The 17301-nt window shown below is 73.7% G+C and carries 16 protein-coding genes and 1 pseudogene; 14 read left to right on the top strand and 3 right to left on the bottom strand.

The features are described 5' to 3' along the window. Positions 1-68 precede the first annotated feature (68 nt). The 8 genes from JJV70_RS08475 to JJV70_RS08440 all read left to right on the top strand — a co-directional run bounded on the left by JJV70_RS08475 (position 69) and on the right by JJV70_RS08440 (position 8260). A complete protein-coding gene (locus JJV70_RS08475; RefSeq protein ID WP_219047164.1) occupies positions 69-1061 on the top strand; it encodes an FKBP-type peptidyl-prolyl cis-trans isomerase in 993 nt (330 codons plus the stop codon). 61 nt (positions 1062-1122) lie between these two features. Then, positions 1123-1497, top strand: coding sequence for an FKBP-type peptidyl-prolyl cis-trans isomerase (locus tag JJV70_RS08470; RefSeq protein WP_219047163.1), 375 nt, complete (start codon positions 1123-1125; stop codon positions 1495-1497). A gap of 141 nt (positions 1498-1638) precedes the next feature. Next, entirely contained in the window at positions 1639-2589 is a 951-nt protein-coding gene (locus JJV70_RS08465) for a YafY family protein (protein WP_219047162.1), read from the top strand. A 14-nt stretch (positions 2590-2603) separates the two neighbouring features. After that, positions 2604-3563: a YafY family protein gene (locus tag JJV70_RS08460; protein ID WP_219047161.1), complete on the top strand. Its 960-nt coding sequence runs from the start codon at positions 2604-2606 to the stop codon at positions 3561-3563. A 43-nt stretch (positions 3564-3606) separates the two neighbouring features. After that, positions 3607-3810 carry a hypothetical protein gene (locus tag JJV70_RS08455; RefSeq protein WP_219047160.1) on the top strand — a complete coding sequence of 68 codons (204 nt, stop codon included), beginning with the start codon at positions 3607-3609 and terminating at the stop codon, positions 3808-3810. A gap of 190 nt (positions 3811-4000) precedes the next feature. Continuing rightward, positions 4001-4291, top strand: coding sequence for a Sec-independent protein translocase subunit TatA (gene tatA, locus JJV70_RS08450; RefSeq protein WP_219047159.1), 291 nt, complete (start codon positions 4001-4003; stop codon positions 4289-4291). A 76-nt stretch (positions 4292-4367) separates the two neighbouring features. After that, a complete protein-coding gene (gene tatC / locus JJV70_RS08445) occupies positions 4368-5297 on the top strand; it encodes a twin-arginine translocase subunit TatC (protein WP_219047158.1) in 930 nt (309 codons plus the stop codon). A 146-nt stretch (positions 5298-5443) separates the two neighbouring features. Next, a complete protein-coding gene (locus tag JJV70_RS08440; RefSeq protein WP_219047157.1) occupies positions 5444-8260 on the top strand; it encodes an RNA helicase in 2817 nt (938 codons plus the stop codon). 46 nt (positions 8261-8306) lie between these two features. On the opposite strand, the gene JJV70_RS08435 is transcribed toward JJV70_RS08440, so the two are convergent. Beyond that, on the bottom strand, positions 8307-9221 hold the full coding sequence (locus tag JJV70_RS08435; RefSeq protein WP_219047261.1) for a 5'-3' exonuclease: 915 nt from the start codon (positions 9219-9221) through the stop codon (positions 8307-8309). Between the two features lie 126 nt (positions 9222-9347). Between JJV70_RS08435 and JJV70_RS08430 the strand changes: the two genes are divergently transcribed. Beyond that, entirely contained in the window at positions 9348-10094 is a 747-nt protein-coding gene (locus tag JJV70_RS08430) for a helical backbone metal receptor (protein ID WP_219047156.1), read from the top strand. On the opposite strand, the gene JJV70_RS08425 is transcribed toward JJV70_RS08430, so the two are convergent. Beyond that, complete coding sequence (locus JJV70_RS08425) at positions 10001-10780, bottom strand: gamma-glutamyl-gamma-aminobutyrate hydrolase family protein (RefSeq protein WP_219047155.1); 780 nt, start codon at positions 10778-10780, stop codon at positions 10001-10003. The two genes, JJV70_RS08430 and JJV70_RS08425, sit on opposite strands and share 94 nt — an antisense overlap. Before the next feature lie 81 nt (positions 10781-10861). On the opposite strand from JJV70_RS08425, the gene JJV70_RS08420 reads away from it, so the two are divergent. The 4 genes from JJV70_RS08420 (at position 10862) to JJV70_RS08405 (ending at position 15404) form a co-directional block, all read left to right on the top strand. Then, the gene (locus JJV70_RS08420) at positions 10862-12229 is read left to right on the top strand and encodes a glutamine synthetase family protein (protein ID WP_219047154.1); all 1368 of its coding nucleotides are present in this window, start codon (positions 10862-10864) and stop codon (positions 12227-12229) included. Between the two features lie 122 nt (positions 12230-12351). After that, positions 12352-13722, top strand: a complete 1371-nt coding sequence (locus tag JJV70_RS08415) for an aldehyde dehydrogenase (protein WP_219047260.1) — start codon at positions 12352-12354, stop codon at positions 13720-13722. Further along, on the top strand, positions 13719-14510 hold the full coding sequence (locus tag JJV70_RS08410) for a 3-oxoacyl-ACP reductase (RefSeq protein ID WP_219047153.1): 792 nt from the start codon (positions 13719-13721) through the stop codon (positions 14508-14510). The genes JJV70_RS08415 and JJV70_RS08410 overlap by 4 nt, the downstream gene beginning before the upstream one ends. 168 nt (positions 14511-14678) lie before the next feature. Next, complete coding sequence (locus JJV70_RS08405; protein ID WP_219047152.1) at positions 14679-15404, top strand: DUF4142 domain-containing protein; 726 nt, start codon at positions 14679-14681, stop codon at positions 15402-15404. Between the two features lie 36 nt (positions 15405-15440). Here JJV70_RS08405 and JJV70_RS08400 read toward each other — a convergent pair whose 3' ends face one another. Next, the gene (locus JJV70_RS08400) at positions 15441-16655 is read right to left on the bottom strand and encodes an amino acid deaminase/aldolase (protein WP_219047151.1); all 1215 of its coding nucleotides are present in this window, start codon (positions 16653-16655) and stop codon (positions 15441-15443) included. Positions 16656-16839: 184 nt separating this feature from the next. Here JJV70_RS08400 and JJV70_RS08395 point away from each other — a divergent pair. Beyond that, positions 16840-17301: pseudogene (locus JJV70_RS08395) on the top strand (MinD/ParA family protein); the annotation flags it as partial.

Genomic DNA, 17301 nt, shown 5'->3' with positions numbered 1-17301 from the left:
TAGAGTGGCGCGCACCGCTACCGGTGAAGAAGCCCCCACCGAACCCTCCGAACCGAACGAGGACCGACGTGCGCCGACGCTCCGTACTCCTAGCCCTTCCTGCCGGTCTGCTCACCCTCGCCGCCTGCGGCGATGACGGCGGCGAGGGCGACGGCGGCTCCACCAGCCTGCCCACCGGGAAGGAGGTCAAGGCCACGGGCAAGATCGTCGATGGCCCGTTGCCGGAGATCACCGAGGGCAGGGAGTTCGGGCAGAAGCCGACCATCGCCAAGGGCGAGGGCGATCCGTCCGGGGACATCGCCGTCCAGGTCGTCGTGGCCGGTACGGGTGCGAAGGTGGCCGAGGGCGACCTGCTCCAGGTCGATTACCTCGGGCAGAAGTGGGACACCGCCGAGGTCTTCGACAACTCCTTCGACCGTGGCAAGCCCTCCGTCTTCCCGATCGGCGAGAGGTTCCTGATCCCCGCATGGGACCAGGTCATGGTGGGCCAGCAAGTCGGCTCCCGGGTGCTGATGGCGGTGCCGCCACAGTTCGGCTACGGCGAGCAAGGAGACCCCAGCGGCACCATCAAGGGCGACGACACCCTCGTGTTCGTCATGGACGTCCACGACACCTTCAACGCCAGCAGCTCCGCGAAGGGAAAGCGGGCTGCCCAGGACGACGCCGCCTTGCCGAAGATCGGCACCAACACGGACGGCAAGGCGCCGGCCATCGAGGTGCCCAAGGCCGCGCCGCCGAAGGAGCTGGTGTCCGCCTACGTCCTGGAGGGCGACGGGCCCGAGGTCACCGAGAGCGACGGCGTCGTCGTCCAGTACAAGGGTGTGCTGTGGGACGGCGGCAAGGAGTTCGACTCCACCTACGCCCGCGGGGAGATCACCCAGTTCGGTCTCGGCCAGGTCATTCAGGGCTGGGCGCAGGGACTCACCGGTCAGAAGGTGGGCAGCCGGGTCATGATCGTCGTTCCGCCGGAGCTGGGATACGGTGAGGAGGGGACGGACGGCATCCCGGGCGGGGCCACGATCGTGTTCAGCGTGGACATCCTCGCCGTCACCGCCGTCTGACGGCCGTCGCAGCCGTCCACAGCCGCCCGAGCAGCCACCTGCGGCAGAAGGAGCAGTTTTCGTGAACATCGACAAGCCCGAGGTTGACTTTCCGGAGGGCCCGGCGCCGAGCGATCTTGAGATCGTGGACATCTGGGAGGGTGACGGCCCGCAGGCCAAGGCCGGGGACACCGTCTCCGTGCACTACGTGGGTGTCGCCTTCAGCACCGGCGAGGAGTTCGACGCCTCCTGGAACCGTGGCAAGCCGCTGCAGTTCCAGCTCGGCGCCGGCCAGGTCATCGCGGGCTGGGACCAGGGCGTGCAGGGCATGAAGGTCGGCGGCCGGCGCCGCCTGACCATCCCCGCCCACCTCGCGTACGGCGACCACGGCGCTGGCGGCGGCCGCATCGCCCCGGGCGAGACCCTGATCTTCGTCTGCGACCTGGTCGCGGTCTGACCGGCCCCCGGGCCATCCCGCACGAGCCGCCCCGGGCCCCGCGTCCCCCAAGGACGTGGGGCTCGGACGCATTTGGCCCGCCGTGACGCCGAGCGGTACGGTCGGGCGACGGGAGCGGGGAAGAGAAGAGGGCGTCGATCGATGGCCATTGCCAAGGCCGAGCGGCTGATGAACCTGGCGCTGTGCCTGCTGGGTACCCGGCGCCCGCTGACCAAGCGGGAGCTGCGGACCTCCATCGAGGCCTACCTGGAAGCCGTCAGCGACGATGCCTTCAACCGGATGTTCGAGCGCGACAAGGACGACCTGCGGGAACTCGGCCTGATCATCGACATCGGCGAGAACGTGGACGGCGAGGCCGCCTACCAGGCCCGCCGCGACCTCAACCAGCTCCCGCCCATCACCTTCGACCCCGCCGAGGCGGCCGCACTCGGACTCGCCGCCCGGGTGTGGCAGCAGGCCCGGCTCGCCGGAGCGGCCCACGGTGCCCTGCAGAAACTGCGCGCCGCCGGGATGCCGGAGGCCGAGGAGACTTACGGTTCCTCCGGCGCGCTGGAGCCGCGCATTCCGGCCCAGGAGGCGGCGTTCGAACCGCTGATGCTCGCCTGCCGCGACCGCCGCCCGGTCGTCTTCCCCTACCGCAAGCCGGACGCACCGCAGGCCGCCAGACGACACGTGGAGCCGTGGGCGCTGGAGTGCTGGCGCGGCCACTGGTACCTCGCGGGCTGGGACCGCGACCGGCGGGGCGAGCGCGTCTTCCGCCTCTCGCGCATCGCCGGTCCGGTGCGCTCGCGTGCCGGTGCCTACACCGTGCCCGTGCCCGACCAGGTACGCGTCCGCGAGACCGTCGAACGCTGGGCGGGCGACCACGCCACCGCCACCGCACGCATCCGGCTGCGCAAGGGCTGCGGCTACCCGCTGCGGGCCCGCGCGGTGGAGATCGTGGACGCCGGAACCTGGGAGGAGCTGCGCATTCCCCACGGGCACGGGCTCGACGCCTGGCTCGCGGAATTCGGGCCCGACGTCGTCGTGCTGGAACCCGCCGAGCTGCGGGCCGACATCGTCGACCGGCTGCGTGCCGTCGCCAAGAGCTGAGGAGGAGGCGGGACGTGGCGACCAACGCCATCGACCAGACCCGGCGCATGCTGTCGCTGGTGACCTACCTGCGCGAGCGTCCCGGCGCCCGGGTGGACGAGGTGGCCCGGGCGTTCGGCATCAGCCATGAGGAGCTGGTGTCCGACCTCCAGGTGCTGCCCCTGTGCGGCACCAGCTTCCGTGGCGGGGACCTGCTGGACATCGACACCGACGGCGAGCACATCTGGTGGCACAACGCCGGTGCCGTCGACTCCAGCGGCCAGCCGCTGCGGCTGGCCGCTGACGAGGCCACCGCCCTGCTGGTGGCCGCCCGCGCCGTCGCCACGCTGCCCGGGCTGCGGGAGAGCGACCGGGAGGCGCTGCGGCGGGCCGAAGCCAAGCTGGAGGAGGCCGCGGGTGAGCACGCCCGCGCCAGCTCCCGGCTGTCGGTGACCTTCGAGTCCGAGGGCGGCGCCTTCGCCGAGGTTGACCGGGCGCTGTCCGAGCGGCGCCGGCTGTGGCTGCGCTACTACTCGCCCGGTCGCGATGAGCTGACCGAGCGCGAGGTGGATCCGATCCGGCTGTTCGTGGTGGGCCACACCTACCTGGAGGGCTGGTGCCGCCTGTCGGAGGCCCGCCGCACCTTCCGGCTCGACCGGGTGGCGGAGATCCGGCTGCTGGACGAGGAGTCCGACCCGCCGCCGGTGACGCCGCGCGACCTGTCGGCCGGGCTGGTGCAGCCCGCGGCCGATGACCCGCGGGTAGTGATCGAGGTCGGGCCGCGCGGCCGGTGGGTCGCCGAGTACTGGCCGCACGACAGCGCCGAGGAGCTGCCGGACGGCGGCCTGCGCGTCACCCTGCGCACCCCCGACCCGGCGCAGCTGCGCCGCCTGGCGCTGCGGCTGGGCGCCGACGGCCGCATCACCGAGCCGCCCGAGCTGGCCGACAGCGCGCGCGAGGCCGCCCGGGCTGCCCTGGCCGCCTACGGGGAGTGAGCACGGGGGAGTGATTCCGGACAGCGTGCACTACGCTCCCTCCATGCTCTGGCCGATGTTCTTCCTCGTCCTCGCCTGCTGCGGAATCGCCGTCCTGGGCGTGCTCGGCGTGCGGGTCGCGCTCCAGGTGCGGCGGCTGTCCCAGGCCGTCGGGGACGGTGCCGAGCGCATCGCGCGGGCTACCGAGGACCTGGAGCGGGCCGCCGCACCGCTCGCTGCCCGCACCCGGTCGCTGACCGGGCGCTGACCCACCCGTGACCCGCTGCTCACCCTCCGCGGTGCGGACGTCCACCGCGGTGCTGCCAGGTCATTGCCGGGTGTTCACCCCCGGGCGTTACGATGGCTGTTCGTGCGGCAGCCGGTGACCAGCAGCCGGTGACCGTGCGGTCCGCACCGGAACAGCACGACACGTGGCCTCGGCGAGAAGGTAGGCACTCATGCCCAGTCAGATCGGCATCTGGCAGCTCCTGATCATCATCGGTCTGGTGCTGTTGATCTTCGGTGCCAAGCGGCTTCCCGACACGGCCCGCGCTCTTGGCAAGTCGATGCGCATCCTCAAGAGCGAAGCGTCCCAGATGAAGAAGGAGTCCGGCTCCCCGGACCACGACGGCCGCGCCGACTCCGCGGACGCTTCCGAGACGCACACGCCGCGGACCATCCAGGCCGCCCCCGGCGACGTCGCCAGCTCCCGGCCGGTGGACGAGCCCAGGCGCACCACGCAGGGCTGAGGCGCCCGCTCTCCCGGTCACCTGCATCGGCGGCCCCGCTGTGGCGGGCCGCCGTCCCATGAGATGAGGACGTGGGTTGCTCAAGTCCGCCCGCACAGCGAACAAGGCTCCCAAGGACCCCGAGGGGCGGATGCCCCTGGTGGAACACCTGCGCGAGCTGCGCAATCGCCTGGTCAAGGCGCTGCTGGCCATCGTGCCGCTGATGATCATCGCCCTGTTCGTCGCCAAGGACATCGGTGACTTCATCACCGACCCGCTGCCGTTGTGCACCTCGGACGCGGAGGCCAGGGCTCTGGCCGAGCAGGGTGAGCGCTGCGCGCGCCTGACTCACCAGGGGCTGACGTCTCCGTTCGGCACCTACGTGAAGATCGCCCTCATCACGGCCCTGGTGGCCGCCGCGCCCGTGTGGCTCTACCAGATGTGGGCGTTCATCGCGCCGGGCCTGCACCGGCACGAGAAGAAGTACGCGATGTCCACGGTCGCCTTCGGCACCCCGCTGTTCCTCACCGGCGCGGCGCTCGCCCGCTGGGTGCTGCCGCACGCCATTCCCGTGCTGCTCGGCTTCAGCCTGGACGACTCCGAGAACCTCGTCACCGTCGATGACATGATCGACGTCTCGATCAAACTGGTCCTCGCCTTCGGCCTGGCGTTCCAGCTGCCGCTGGTGCTCGTGCTGCTTAACCTCGGCGGCGTGATCACCGGCAAGCGCATGCTGGGCTGGTGGCGCGGCATGGTGCTGGGCATCTCCATCTTCTCCGCGATGGTCACGCCCACGGACCCGCTGTCGATGCTCGTGCTCGCCGTGCCGATCACCGCGCTGTACTTCGGCGCCACCGGCTTTGCCCTGCTGAACGACCGGCGCCGGCAGGCCAGCGACCCCGACGCCCACCTCGCCGACGACGAGGCGTCCGAGCTGGACCTGACGCCGGAGCCCGTCCGGGCGTCGCCGAGGGTGCCCGGCCAGTCCGACGCCGCCCGCCACGACGGCTTCGACGACGCGACGTAGCGTCCCCGGGGACGGTGGCGGTGGCCCATGCGGCGCCGGGCGGACGGGAGACGTCCGGCAGCCACCGGTCCGGGAGTCGGGGCCAGGAGCCGGGGCGATGAAATGATCAGCTCGTGTCACCGGTGGCCGGTAGGCTCGTAGCCACGATGACCGAGGACATGTCCCCCGCTGAGCGCTACGCCGCCGCGCGCCGACGGGCCGCGGAAGAGGCCACGGCACTGGCGCCCTTCCGTCAGATGTACGACTTCGAGCTGGACGCGTTCCAGCTCGACGCCTGCCGGGCGCTGGAGGCCGGCAAGGGAGTCCTGGTGGCCGCGCCCACCGGCTCCGGCAAGACGATCGTGGGCGAGTTCGCCGTCCACCTGGCCCTCACCCAGGGCCGCAAATGCTTCTACACCACGCCGATCAAGGCACTGTCGAACCAGAAGTACGCCGACCTGGCACGCCGCTACGGAGCCGAGCGCGTCGGCCTGCTCACCGGTGACAACAGCATCAACGCCGAGGCACCCGTGGTCGTGATGACCACCGAGGTACTGCGCAACATGCTGTACGCCGGTTCGCAGACGCTGGGCGGGCTCGGCTACGTCGTGATGGACGAGGTGCACTACCTCTCCGACCGGTTCCGCGGCGCGGTGTGGGAGGAAGTGATCATCCACCTCCCGGACGCGGTGACGCTGGTGTCCCTGTCGGCCACCGTCTCCAACGCCGAGGAATTCGGCGACTGGCTGGACACGGTGCGCGGTGACACCCAGGTCATCGTCTCCGAGCACCGCCCGGTGCCGCTGTGGCAGCACGTGCTCGCCGGGCGCCGGATGTATGACCTGTTCGAGGAGAAGGGCGGGCGGCGCGAGGTCAACCCGGACCTGGAGCGCATGGCCCGGATGCAGAACAGCCTCACCGGCCCGCGCGACCGCCGCCGCGGCGGCCCGCGCCGGGAGGCGGACCGCGAGCGCGAGCGCCGCCAGCAGCGCCGCATCTGGACGCCGAGCCGCCCGGAGGTCATCGACAAGCTGGACGCCGAGGGGCTGCTCCCGGCGATCACGTTCATCTTCAGCCGCGCGGGCTGCCAGGCCGCCGTGCAGCAGTGTCTGGTCGCCGGGCTGCGGCTGAACGACGCCAAGGCCCGCGCGCAGGTCCGCGAGCTGGTGGAGGAGCGCACCGAGGCCATCCCCGACGAGGACCTGCACGTGCTGGGCTACTTCGAGTGGCTGGAGGGGCTGGAGCGCGGCATCGCGGCCCACCACGCGGGCATGCTGCCGACGTTCAAGGAGGTCGTCGAGGAGCTGTTCGTGCGCGGCCTGGTGAAGGCCGTGTTCGCCACCGAGACGCTCGCCCTGGGCATCAACATGCCCGCCCGCACGGTGATCCTGGAGAAGCTCGTCAAGTGGAACGGCGAGCAGCACGCCGACATCACGCCGGGGGAGTACACCCAGCTCACCGGCCGGGCCGGGCGGCGCGGCATCGACATCGAGGGCCACGCGGTGGTGCTGTGGCAGCGCGGCATGGACCCGGGCGCGCTCGCCGGGCTGGCGGGGACACGCACCTACCCGCTGCGCTCGTCGTTCAAGCCGTCCTACAACATGGCCGTCAACCTGGTCGGACAGTTCGGGCGGCACCGCTCCCGCGAGCTGCTGGAGACCTCCTTCGCCCAGTTCCAGGCGGACCGCTCCGTCGTCGGCATCTCCCGGCAGGTGCAGAAGAACGAGACGGGCCTGGCCGGTTACCGCGAGGCGATGACGTGCCACCTCGGCGACTTCACCGAATACGCGCGGCTGCGCCGGGAACTGAAGGACCGCGAGACGGAACTGGCCAAGCAGGGCGCCGCGCAGCGCCGAGCCCAGGCCGCCGCCGCGCTGGAGAAGCTGCGCTCCGGCGACATCATCCACGTGCCCACCGGCAAGTTCGCCGGGCTCGCGCTCGTCCTGGACCCGGGCCTGCCCGCCGGACGCAGCACCGGGCACCGCCAGTTCGACCACCACGACGGACAGCGCCCGCTGGTGCTGACGGCGGGCCGCCAGGTCAAGCGGCTGGCCGGCATGGACTTCCCAGTGCCGGTGGAAGCACTGGGCCGCATGCGCATTCCCAAGTCGTTCAACGCGCGCAGCCCGCAGTCCCGCCGCGATCTGGCCTCCGCGCTGCGCACCAAGGCCGGGGCCGCCGAGCACGCCGGGCCGCCGCCGCACCGCCGCCGTCGCGAACGCCCGGCCGCCGCCGACGACACCGAGATCAGCAGGCTGCGGGCCCAGCTCCGCGCCCACCCCTGCCACGGTTGCGACGAGCGCGAGGACCACGCCCGCTGGGCGGAGCGCTACTACCGGCTGCGGCGCGACACCCGGCAGCTGGAGCGGCGTATCGAGGGCCGCACCAACACCATCGCCCGCACCTTCGACCGCGTCTACGCCCTGCTGTCCGACCTGGACTATCTGGACGGGGACCAGGTCACCGACGACGGCAGGCGGCTCGCCCGGCTCTACGGCGAGCTGGACCTGCTGGCCGCCGAGTGCCTGCGCGAGGGCGTCTGGGAGGGCCTGGGCGCCTCCGAACTGGCCGCCTGCGCCTCGGCGCTGGTGTTCGAGGCACGCACCCCGGACGACGCGCTGGCGCCGACGCTGCCCGGTGGCAAGGCGAAGGCCGCCCTGGGCGAGATGGTCCGCATCTGGGGGCGGCTGGACGCGCTGGAGGAGGAACACCGGGTCAACCAGAGCGAGGGCGTGGGCCAGCGCGAGCCGGACCTCGGCTTCGCCTGGGCCGCCTACCGCTGGGCCGAGGGCGACGGGCTGGACGCCGTGCTGCGGGAGGCCGAGATGCCCGCGGGCGACTTCGTGCGCTGGTGCAAGCAGGTCGTGGACGTGCTCGGCCAGCTCGCCGCGGCGGCGCCGGAGGGCGGCACGGTGCGGCGCAGCGCCCGCAAGGCGGTGGACGCCATGCTGCGCGGCGTCGTCGCCTATTCGTCGGTGGGCTGAACCGGCCGCTACGGCCGCTGCGGACGCGGGCTGAGCCGCTCACCCGTCACCGGGCCGAGCGGTCCAGCGCGTACAGCACGCGGTCGAGCGAGCTGCCCAGCCCCCAGCGCTCGGCCAGCTCATTCAGCCGGACCGCGTCCTCCGGCTCGGCGGGAAGCCGCGCGTCGGCCTCCGGCAGCAGGACATCGCGCGCCACGCGCACCACGGTCGGCGCGACGGCGAGGTAGGGCATCGCCTCCCGCAGGCGGCGCCGCTGGGCCGGGGTGATGCCGGAGCGCGGGTCTTCGGCGGCGGCGAGGATGCCGGGCAGGTCGCCGTGTGCGGCCAGCAGCTTGGCGGCCGTCTTCTCGCCGATGCCGGGCACGCCGGGCAAGCCGTCGCTCGGGTCGCCGCGCAGCACGGCCAGGTGGGCGTAACCCGGGCCGTCCACCCCGTACTTCTCGCGCAGCGCCGCCTCGTCGAACGCGGCGAGCGTGCCCATGCCCTTGACCGGGTAGAGCACACGCACCTCCCGGTCGTCGTCGATGAGCTGGAACAGGTCGCGGTCGCCGGTGACGATGTCCACCGGGGTGGTGGCGCGGGTGGCGAGGGTGCCGATCACGTCGTCCGCCTCGTACCCGGCGGCCTCGGCGCGGGCGATGCCGAGCGCGTCGAGCACCTGCTCGATCACCGGCACCTGCGGCGCGAGCGTGTCGGGCACGACCTCCTCGTCCGGACCCGCCGCGCGCTCCTCGGCGACGCGGTGTGCCTTGTAGGAGGGGATCAGCTCCACCCGCCAGGCCGGGCGCCAGTCGGCGTCCATACAGGCGACCAGGGCGTCGGGACGGTGGTCGCGCACCAGGCGGGCGACGAAGTCCAGCAGACCGCGCACGGCGTTGACCGGGCTGCCGTCCGGGGCGCGCACGGACTCCGGCACGCCGAAGTAGGCACGGAAGTACAGGGAGGCGGTGTCGAGCAGCATCAGGCGTCGCGTGGTCACCCCCTGATGATGCCGCAGACCTCCGACAGCGGCGCGCCGCGCTTGCGGCGGGACGCGGTGGCTTCCGGTGGGGATGCGGTGGCTTCCGGCGGGGATAGGGTGGCGGCCATGGGTGGCGTTCGCCGGGTCGTGTCGCTGGTGCCGTCGCTGACCGAGGCCGTCGCGGTCACCGCGCCGGACGTGCTGGTCGGCGCGACCGACTGGTGCAGCCACCCGGCCGGGCTGGAGGTCGTGCGCGTCGGCGGCACCAAGAACCCGGACACCGCCCGCGTCGCCGCGCTGGCGCCGGACGTGGTGGTAGCCAACGAGGAGGAGAACCGGCCCGCCGACCTCGCGGCACTGCGCGCGGCCGGGTTGCGGGTGCTGGTCACCGAGATCCGTACGCTGCCGCAGGCGTTCACCGAGCTGGCGCGGGTGCTGGACGCGGCGTGCGGGGTGCGGCGTGTGGCCTGGCTGGCGCAGGCCGAGGCGGCGTGGCGGGATGTGACGGTGCCGCACCCGCCCGTGCGGGCCGTGGTGCCGGTCTGGCGGCGGCCGTGGATGGTGCTGGGCCGGGACACCTTCGCCGGTGACGTGCTGGCCCGGCTCGGCGTGTCGCACGCCTACGCCGGACACGCCGAGCGCTACCCGCGGGTGCCGCTGGCCGAACTCAACGCCGTCGGCGCCGAGCTGGTCGTGCTGCCCGACGAGCCGTACGCGTTCGGGGCGGACGACGGCCCGGAGAGCTTTCCCGGCCTGCCCGCCGCACTGGTGAGCGGGCGTCACCTCACCTGGTACGGCCCCTCGCTGACCGAGGCTCCCGCCGTGCTGGGCGCGGCGCTGGCGGCGGCCCCCAGGAGTCCGGGCCGCGCCTGAGCCCGGTCGGCGGCCGCCCGCACCAGCGCCCGCAGCACGCGGACGTCGGTGCCCGCCTCCGGGTGCCACTGCACGCCGAGCACGAAGCCGTCCCGTGCCTCGATGGCCTCCACGGTGCCGTCCACAGCGTGCGCGGACACGATGAGGCCCTCGCCCAGCGCGTCCACCGCCTGGTGGTGGTAGGTGGGCACGTCCACCGGGCCACCCAGCAGGCCGCCCAGCAGCGTGCCCGCGACCGGCGTCACCCGGTGCGCGGCGAACACGCCGGGCGGGCCGCTGTGGCCGTCAAGGTGCTGCGCGAGCGTGCCGCCGCGGGCGACGTTGAGCAGCTGCATGCCCCGGCACACACCCAGCACCGGTACCCCGGCGGCCAGGGCGGCGTCGAGCAGCGCCAGCTCCCAGGCGTCCCGCGCGGCGGCGGGCGGGCCGGTGCGCGGGTCGCGCCCGGCGCCGTAGCGGGCCGGGTCCACGTCCGGGCCGCCCGCGATGACCAGCGCGTCCAGCCGGCCCACCACGGCAGCCGCCGCCCCGGGGGTGGCGTCCGGCGGCAGGAGCGCGGCCAGGCCCCCGGCGCGTTGGACGAGCCGGTGGTAGGCGGCGGGCAGCAGCGCGGCGGGCAGCTCCCACACGCCCCAGCGGGCGGCATCCTCCAGGTAGGTGCTGACACCGACGAGCGGGACGGTCACCGGGAACCTCCGAACGCGGCGTGCTGGTGCTGGGTGTGTTCTACCTTATGGCTCTTGATGGCACCGACAGGAGGTCCGCACGTGGCAGACCGCACACCCCCGCTCTCCGTCGGCGAACTACGCGGGCTCGTCGATACCGGGGACATCGACACGGTGGTCCTCGCCTTCACCGACATGCAAGGCCGGCTCCAGGGCAAGCGGTTCGCCGCGCGCTACTTCCTGGACGAGGTTCTGCACCACGGCACCGAGGGCTGTAACTACCTGCTGGCCGTGGACGTCGAGATGGACACCGTGGACGGCTACGCCATGGCGTCCTGGGACCACGGCTACGGCGACTTCGTCCTCACCGGCGACGCCGACACCCTGCGCCGCACCCCGTGGCACCCCGGGACCGCGATGATCACCGCCGACCTGACCTGGCACGACGGCTCCCCGGTCGTCGCCTCGCCGCGGCAGATCCTGCGGCGTCAGCTCGACCGGCTCGCTGAGCGCGGCTGGTCCGCCCAGGCGGGCACCGAGCTGGAGTTCATGGTCTTCCGCGACACCTACGAGCGGGCCTGGGACCAGGGCTACCGGGGCCTGACCCCGGCCAACCAGTACAACTCCGACTACTCGGTGCTCGGCACCGGCCGGATCGAGCCGCTGCTGCGCCGCATCCGCAACGAGCTGGGCGCCGCCGGGCTGGCCGTGGAGTCCGCCAAGGGCGAGTGCAACCTCGGCCAGCACGAGATCGTCTTCCGCTATGCCGACGCGCTCACCACCTGCGACCAGCACGCGCTGTACAAGACCGCGGCCAAGGAGATCGCCGCCCAGGAGGGTTACGCGCTCACCTTCATGGCCAAGTACGACGAGCGCGAGGGCAACTCCTGCCACATCCACCTCTCCCTGCGCGACGCCGACGGCCACGCCGTGCTCGCCGACCGGCAGGGCCCGCACGGCATGTCCGCCACCATGCGGCACTTCCTGGCCGGACAGCTCGCCGCGCTGCGCGAGTTCACCCTGCTCTACGCCCCCAACATCAACTCCTACAAGCGCTTCCGCCCCGGCTCCTTCGCCCCGACCGCCGCCGCCTGGGGCCCGGACAACCGCACCTGCGCGCTGCGCGTCATCGGCCACGGCAAAAGCCACCGGCTGGAAAACCGGCTCCCCGGCGGCGACGTCAACCCCTACCTCGCCGTCGCCGGGATGATCGCCGCCGGGCTGCACGGTGTGGACGAACGCCTCGACCTGCCCGAGCCGTGCACCGGCAACGCCTACACCGGTGCCGCGCCGCACGTGCCCACCACCCTGCGCGAGGCCGCCGCGCTGTGGGAGCACAGCACGCTGGCCCGCGCGGCGTTCGGCGACGAGGTCGTCGAGCACTACCGCACCATGGCCCGCGTCGAACAGGACGCCTACGACACCGCCGTCACCGACTGGGAGCGCTACCGCTCCTTCGAGCGCATGTGAGGACGCCGCACGTGACCGACCCGCACGCCGCACCCGCGCCGCACGCCGCCGCCCCGCCGACCGCGCCCGGCCCCGCGCCGCACGCCGCGCCCAACACCGGCGCACCGCCCGCCGAGCACCAGGTGGTCAACCCCGCCACCGAGGAGCTGATCACCACCGTCCCCGCCACCAGCGCCGCCGGCGTCGATGCCGCCGTCCGCCGCGCCGCCGCCGCGCAGGCCCGCTGGGCCGCCCTTGCCCCCGGTGACCGCGCCCGCCTGCTGCGCCGCTTCGCCACCACCGTGGACGCCCACCGGGAAGAACTCGCCCAGCTGGAGGTCGCCGAGGCCGGGCACCCCGTGGGCAACGCCCGCTGGGAGGCCGGAAACGTCCGCGACCTGCTCGACTACGCCGCCGGGGGAGTGGAACGCCTGACCGGGCAGCAGATCCCCGTGTCCGGCGGGGTCAACCTCACCTTCCGCGAACCGCTCGGCACCGTCGCCGTCATCGCCCCGTGGAACTTCCCGATGCCCGTCGCCGCCTGGGGCACCGCACCGGCGCTCGCCGCGGGCAACGCCGTCCTGCTCAAGCCCGCCGAGACGACCCCGCTGACCGCGCTGCGCCTGGCCGGGCTCGCGCTGGCGGCCGGGCTGCCCGAGGGCCTGTTCCAGGTGCTGCCCGGCTCCGGAGCCGGTACCGGGCGGGCGCTGGTGGACCACCCGGGCGTCGCCAAGGTCGTCTTCACCGGCTCGACCGCCACCGGCCGCGAGGTGATGGCCCGCTGCGCCGCCCAGATCAAGGCGGTCACGCTCGAACTGGGCGGCAAGAGCCCCAACATCGTCTTCGCCGACGCCGACATCGAGCGCGCGGCCGCCGCCGCACCCGGCTCCTTCCTCGACAACACCGGACAGGACTGCTGCGCCCGCAGCCGCATCCTGGTCCAGCGCCAGGTCTACGACCGGTTCCTGGAGCTGCTGGAGCCGGCCGTGCACGCCTTCACCTGCGGCGACCCCACCGACCCCGGCACCGCCATGGGTCCGCTGGTCTCCGCCGCCCAGCGCACGCGGGTGCGCGGCTACGTGCCCGAGGACGCGCCCGCCGCCATCCGTGGCACCGCCCCCAAGGGCAAGGGCTACTGGTACCCGGCCACCGTGCTGGAGCGCGAGCCCGCGGACCGGGTGGCGGTGGAAGAGGTGTTCGGCCCCGTCGCCGTCGTGCTGCCCTTCACCGACGAGGCCGACGCCGTCCGCCTCGCCAACGCCACGCCCTACGGCCTGTCCGGCTCGATCTGGACCCGCGACACCGGCCGTGCCCTGCGCCTGGCCCAGTCCGTCGCGGCCGGCAACCTCTCCGTCAACTCCCACGCGTCCGTGCGCTACTGGACGCCGTTCGGCGGCTACAAGCACTCCGGCCTCGGCCGCGAGCTGGGTCCCGGCGCGCTGGCCGCCTTCACCGAGACGAAGAACGTCTTCCTCGACACCCAGGACCCCGAGCACCCCCAGGAGCAGCCGTGACCGAAGCAGCCCAGGCGCCCGTCTGCCGCCGTCTGGTGGGCCGTACCGCCGTCGTCACCGGAGCGGGCAGCGGCATCGGCCTGGCCGCCGCGCGCCGTCTCGCCGCCGAGGGCGCGCGGGTGGTCTGCGCCGACGTGGACGCCGACCGCGGCAAGGCCGCGGCCGAGGAGACCGGCGGCCTGTTCGTCGCCACCGACGTCACCGACCCCGGGCAGGTCGCCGCGCTGTTCGCCACCGCGCACGCCACCTACGGCTCGGTGGACGTCGCGTTCAACAACGCGGGCATCTCACCGCCCGACGACGACTCCATCCTGGACACCTCCCTGGACGCCTGGCGCCGCGTCCAGGACGTCAACCTGACCTCCGTCTACCTGTGCTGCCAGCACGTCATCCCCTACATGCGCGAGCAGCGGCGCGGCTCGATCATCAACACCGCGTCCTTCGTCGCCAAGCTGGGCGCGGCCACCTCGCAGATCAGCTACACCGCCTCCAAGGGCGGGGTGCTGGCGATGTCCCGCGAGCTGGGCGTGCAGTTCGCCCGTGAGGGCATCCGCGTCAACGCGCTGTGCCCCGGGCCGGTCAACACTCCGCTGCTGAAGGAACTGTTCGCCAAGGACCCCGAGCGGGCCCAGCGCCGTCTGGTGCACGTGCCGGTGGGCCGGTTCGCCGAACCGGCCGAGATCGCGGCGGCCGTGGCGTTCCTCGCCAGCGACGACGCCTCCTTCGTCAACGCCGCCGAGTTCCTGGTGGACGGCGGCATCGCGGGCGCCTACGTCACCCCGTTGTAGCACCGGCGCAGCCGGGCCGCCTGAGGCCGTCCCGCCGCGCGTGACCGTACCCCATCGGCGCCGCGCCGGGACGGTCGTCGTGCGTTTGTGCGCAACTTCCCCACCGCCGCCGCCCCGTTCGGCAAGCTGCCGCTCGTGCCGGGGGGTACGTGTGACGAAGGAGGAACGATGCGACCCAACCGACGTGCGGTACGCACCGCAATACCGACGAGGCTCGGCGTGGTCAGCGTCGTCGCGATCGTCCTGATCGCCGTTGCCGTGGGAGTGCTGGCCCTGCAGAACGGCAGCAGCCGGGCCGATGTCACCAGCGCGCCCGGCAGCGACCCGGCGGCCGTACCCGCCGGAGGACTGCACGACGGCTCAGACGCGCACCAGGACGCGGAGGGCACGCAGGACGCCGAAGCCGTGGGAGACATCGGCACGGTCACCGACGTGGACCGCCAGTTCCTCGTCGCCGTCCGACAGGCCGGGCTGTGGGAGATCCCGGCCGGCCGCCTCGCCCAGACCAACGCCTCCAGCGAGGCCGTCAAGCGTGCCGGGCACCACCTCATCGACGGCCACGCCAAGCTGGACCAGCTCGTCCGCGAGGACGCGAAGCTCCTCGGCGTCGAGATCCCCGACGAGGCGACGGCGGAACAGCAGCAGTGGGTGGAGGACCTGCGCGCGGCCAAGGGCGCGGAGTTCGACAAGCTGTTCGCCAACGTGCTGCGCGCCTCGCACGGCAAGATCTTCGCCACCATCGGCGAGGTGCGCGCCGCCACACAGAACGATCTCATCCGCCGCCACTCCCGGCAGGCCAACCAGACCGTGCTGGACCACATGGAAGTCCTGGAGGACACCGGCCTGGTGGACCCGGAGACGTTCGCGGAGGTCGAGGAGGCCGTCTCGCCCTGACGCCCCTGGGGCGCCGGGACGCGGGGAGGGCCACGGTCACAGGAAGGCGTGGCCCTCCCCACGGTACGTCGGGACGGTACCGACCACGTGGTCGTCCGCTATCAGGTGCACGCTCTCGAAACGTTCGCACAGCTCCCCGGCCTTGGCGTGCCGGAACCACACCTTGTCACCCACGAGCAGGTCGTCGGCGGGCGGGCCCAGCAGCGGCGTCTGCACCTCGCCGGGCCCCTCGGCCGGGTCGTAGCGCAGGCCCTCGGGCAGCCACGGCACCGGCAGCCGGTCCGCCCCGGCGACTCCCGACGCCGGGTAGCCGCCACCGAGCACCGTCACCACGCCGAACCCCGGCCGGCGCACCACCGGCAGCGCGAACAGCGAGGCGGGCCGTCCCCGGAAGGAGGTGTAGTGGTCGAACAGCCGTGGCATGAGCAGCCCCGAACCGGCCGCTATCTCAGTGACCGCGTCCTCAGCGGCCGTGTGCTGCACGCTGCCGGTGCCACCGCCGTTGACGAACTCCAGGCCGGGCGCCACCGACCGGACCGCCCGCACGGCCACCGCCCGCCGCTCGGCCAGCTCCGCCCGCGCGGCCCGCTGCATCAGCCGGACGGCGCCCGAGCGCAGCGGCCGCCCCGGCACCCGGTCGCCCACCCCGGCGACGTGGCCCTCGTACGCCATCACCCCCACCAGCGCGAACCCCGGGCGGCGCAGCACCGTGCGGGCCACGTCGGCCAGTTGCCCGGGGGAGTGCAGGGGCGAACGCCGCGCGCCGAACCGCAGCCGCCCGCCCAGCAGGCGCAGCGCGGTGTCCAGCTCCAGACAGACCCGGATCTCCTCGACGCCGCCCGCCCGGGCCGCGTCGATCCAGGCGAGCTGGGCCGGGTCGTCGATCATGATCGTCACCGCCGCCGCCAGCTTCGGGTCGGCCGCCAGCTCGGCGTACGCGTCGCGGTCCACCGACGGGTAACCCACCAGCACGTCGCGCACGCCGCAGCGGGCCAGCCACAGCGCCTCGGCCAGGGTGAACGCCATCACCCCGCGAAAGCCGTCGTGGGCGAGCGCCCGCTCCAGCAGCGCGCGGCAGCGCACCGACTTGCTGGCGACGCGGATGGGCTTGCCGCCCGCCCGTGCCGCCAGGTCAGCGGCGTTCGCGTCGAAAGCCGCCAGGTCGCACACCGCCAGCGGAGCGTCCAGGTGTGCGGTGGCCCGGTCGTAGCGGGCCCGGTCTGCTGTGGGGTGAGTGAACGCGGGGAGCACCAGGGCAGCTTGCCAGAGCGAGGTGCGCCCGGTCACCCCCCGGAGCGGGTTGCCGCACCCACCGGCAGCCCCCGTAGAGTGGCGCCCACATCTGGACTGACGGCTCCGTGCGCACCACCGCGGACGGCCGCCGACAACGGCCGGCCCGTTCCGTGGCGGCGGCTTCGAGCGCGAGGGGGTGCCGGTGAGCACTGAGGCGGACCCGGCGGGCGCACCGCCGCCCACGCTGCCCCGACACCCCTTCACCCCGCCCCGGCCTGCCGCCCCGCCCCGCCCGGCCACGCCCCCGCCCCCCGCCGGCCAGCCGCGCGCCGTGGGGCCTGCCCGCAGGGTCCTGCCGCAGCGCGGCGACGCCCCGGCCCCCGGCACGCCCGCGTCCGGCGGTGCGGGCCGGACGCCGCACCCCGTGCCCCCCGCGCGTACCGCACCCGCGCCCGCCCCGCACCCGGCGCAGGCCGCCCCGGCACCGCCTGCCTCCCGGCCGCCCGCCGCTCCCACCGCTGGTGCCGCAGCTGCCGCCGCCGCCCAGTCCGCTGTACCGGCCATCGGGCGGCCCACGGCGCCCGCTGGGACGGCGCCCGCTGGCACGGCGCCCGCGCCGCCTGCCCGGTCGCTGCCGCCGGAACCGGCGGCCCCGCTGCCGCCC

Source organism: Streptomyces sp. JJ66, from assembly GCF_019303495.1.
GTDB lineage: Bacteria > Actinomycetota > Actinomycetes > Streptomycetales > Streptomycetaceae > Streptomyces.
Note: the sequence above shows the minus strand (reverse complement) of the source record. Positions and strands in the feature narration are given on the sequence as shown.

Bases quoted from the DNA above. Each gene is read 5' to 3' on its own strand.
- JJV70_RS08405 (WP_219047152.1), top strand. From the start codon at position 14,679: ATGCGACCCAACCGACGTGCGGTACGCACCGCAATACCGACGAGGCTC.
- JJV70_RS08435 (WP_219047261.1), bottom strand. From the start codon at position 9,221: ATGCTGCTCGACACCGCCTCCCTGTACTTCCGTGCCTACTTCGGCGTG.
- JJV70_RS08440 (WP_219047157.1), top strand. From the start codon at position 5,444: ATGACCGAGGACATGTCCCCCGCTGAGCGCTACGCCGCCGCGCGCCGA.
- JJV70_RS08455 (WP_219047160.1), top strand. From the start codon at position 3,607: ATGCTCTGGCCGATGTTCTTCCTCGTCCTCGCCTGCTGCGGAATCGCC.
- JJV70_RS08465 (WP_219047162.1), top strand. From the start codon at position 1,639: ATGGCCATTGCCAAGGCCGAGCGGCTGATGAACCTGGCGCTGTGCCTG.
- tatA (WP_219047159.1), top strand. From the start codon at position 4,001: ATGCCCAGTCAGATCGGCATCTGGCAGCTCCTGATCATCATCGGTCTG.
- JJV70_RS08430 (WP_219047156.1), top strand. From the start codon at position 9,348: ATGGGTGGCGTTCGCCGGGTCGTGTCGCTGGTGCCGTCGCTGACCGAG.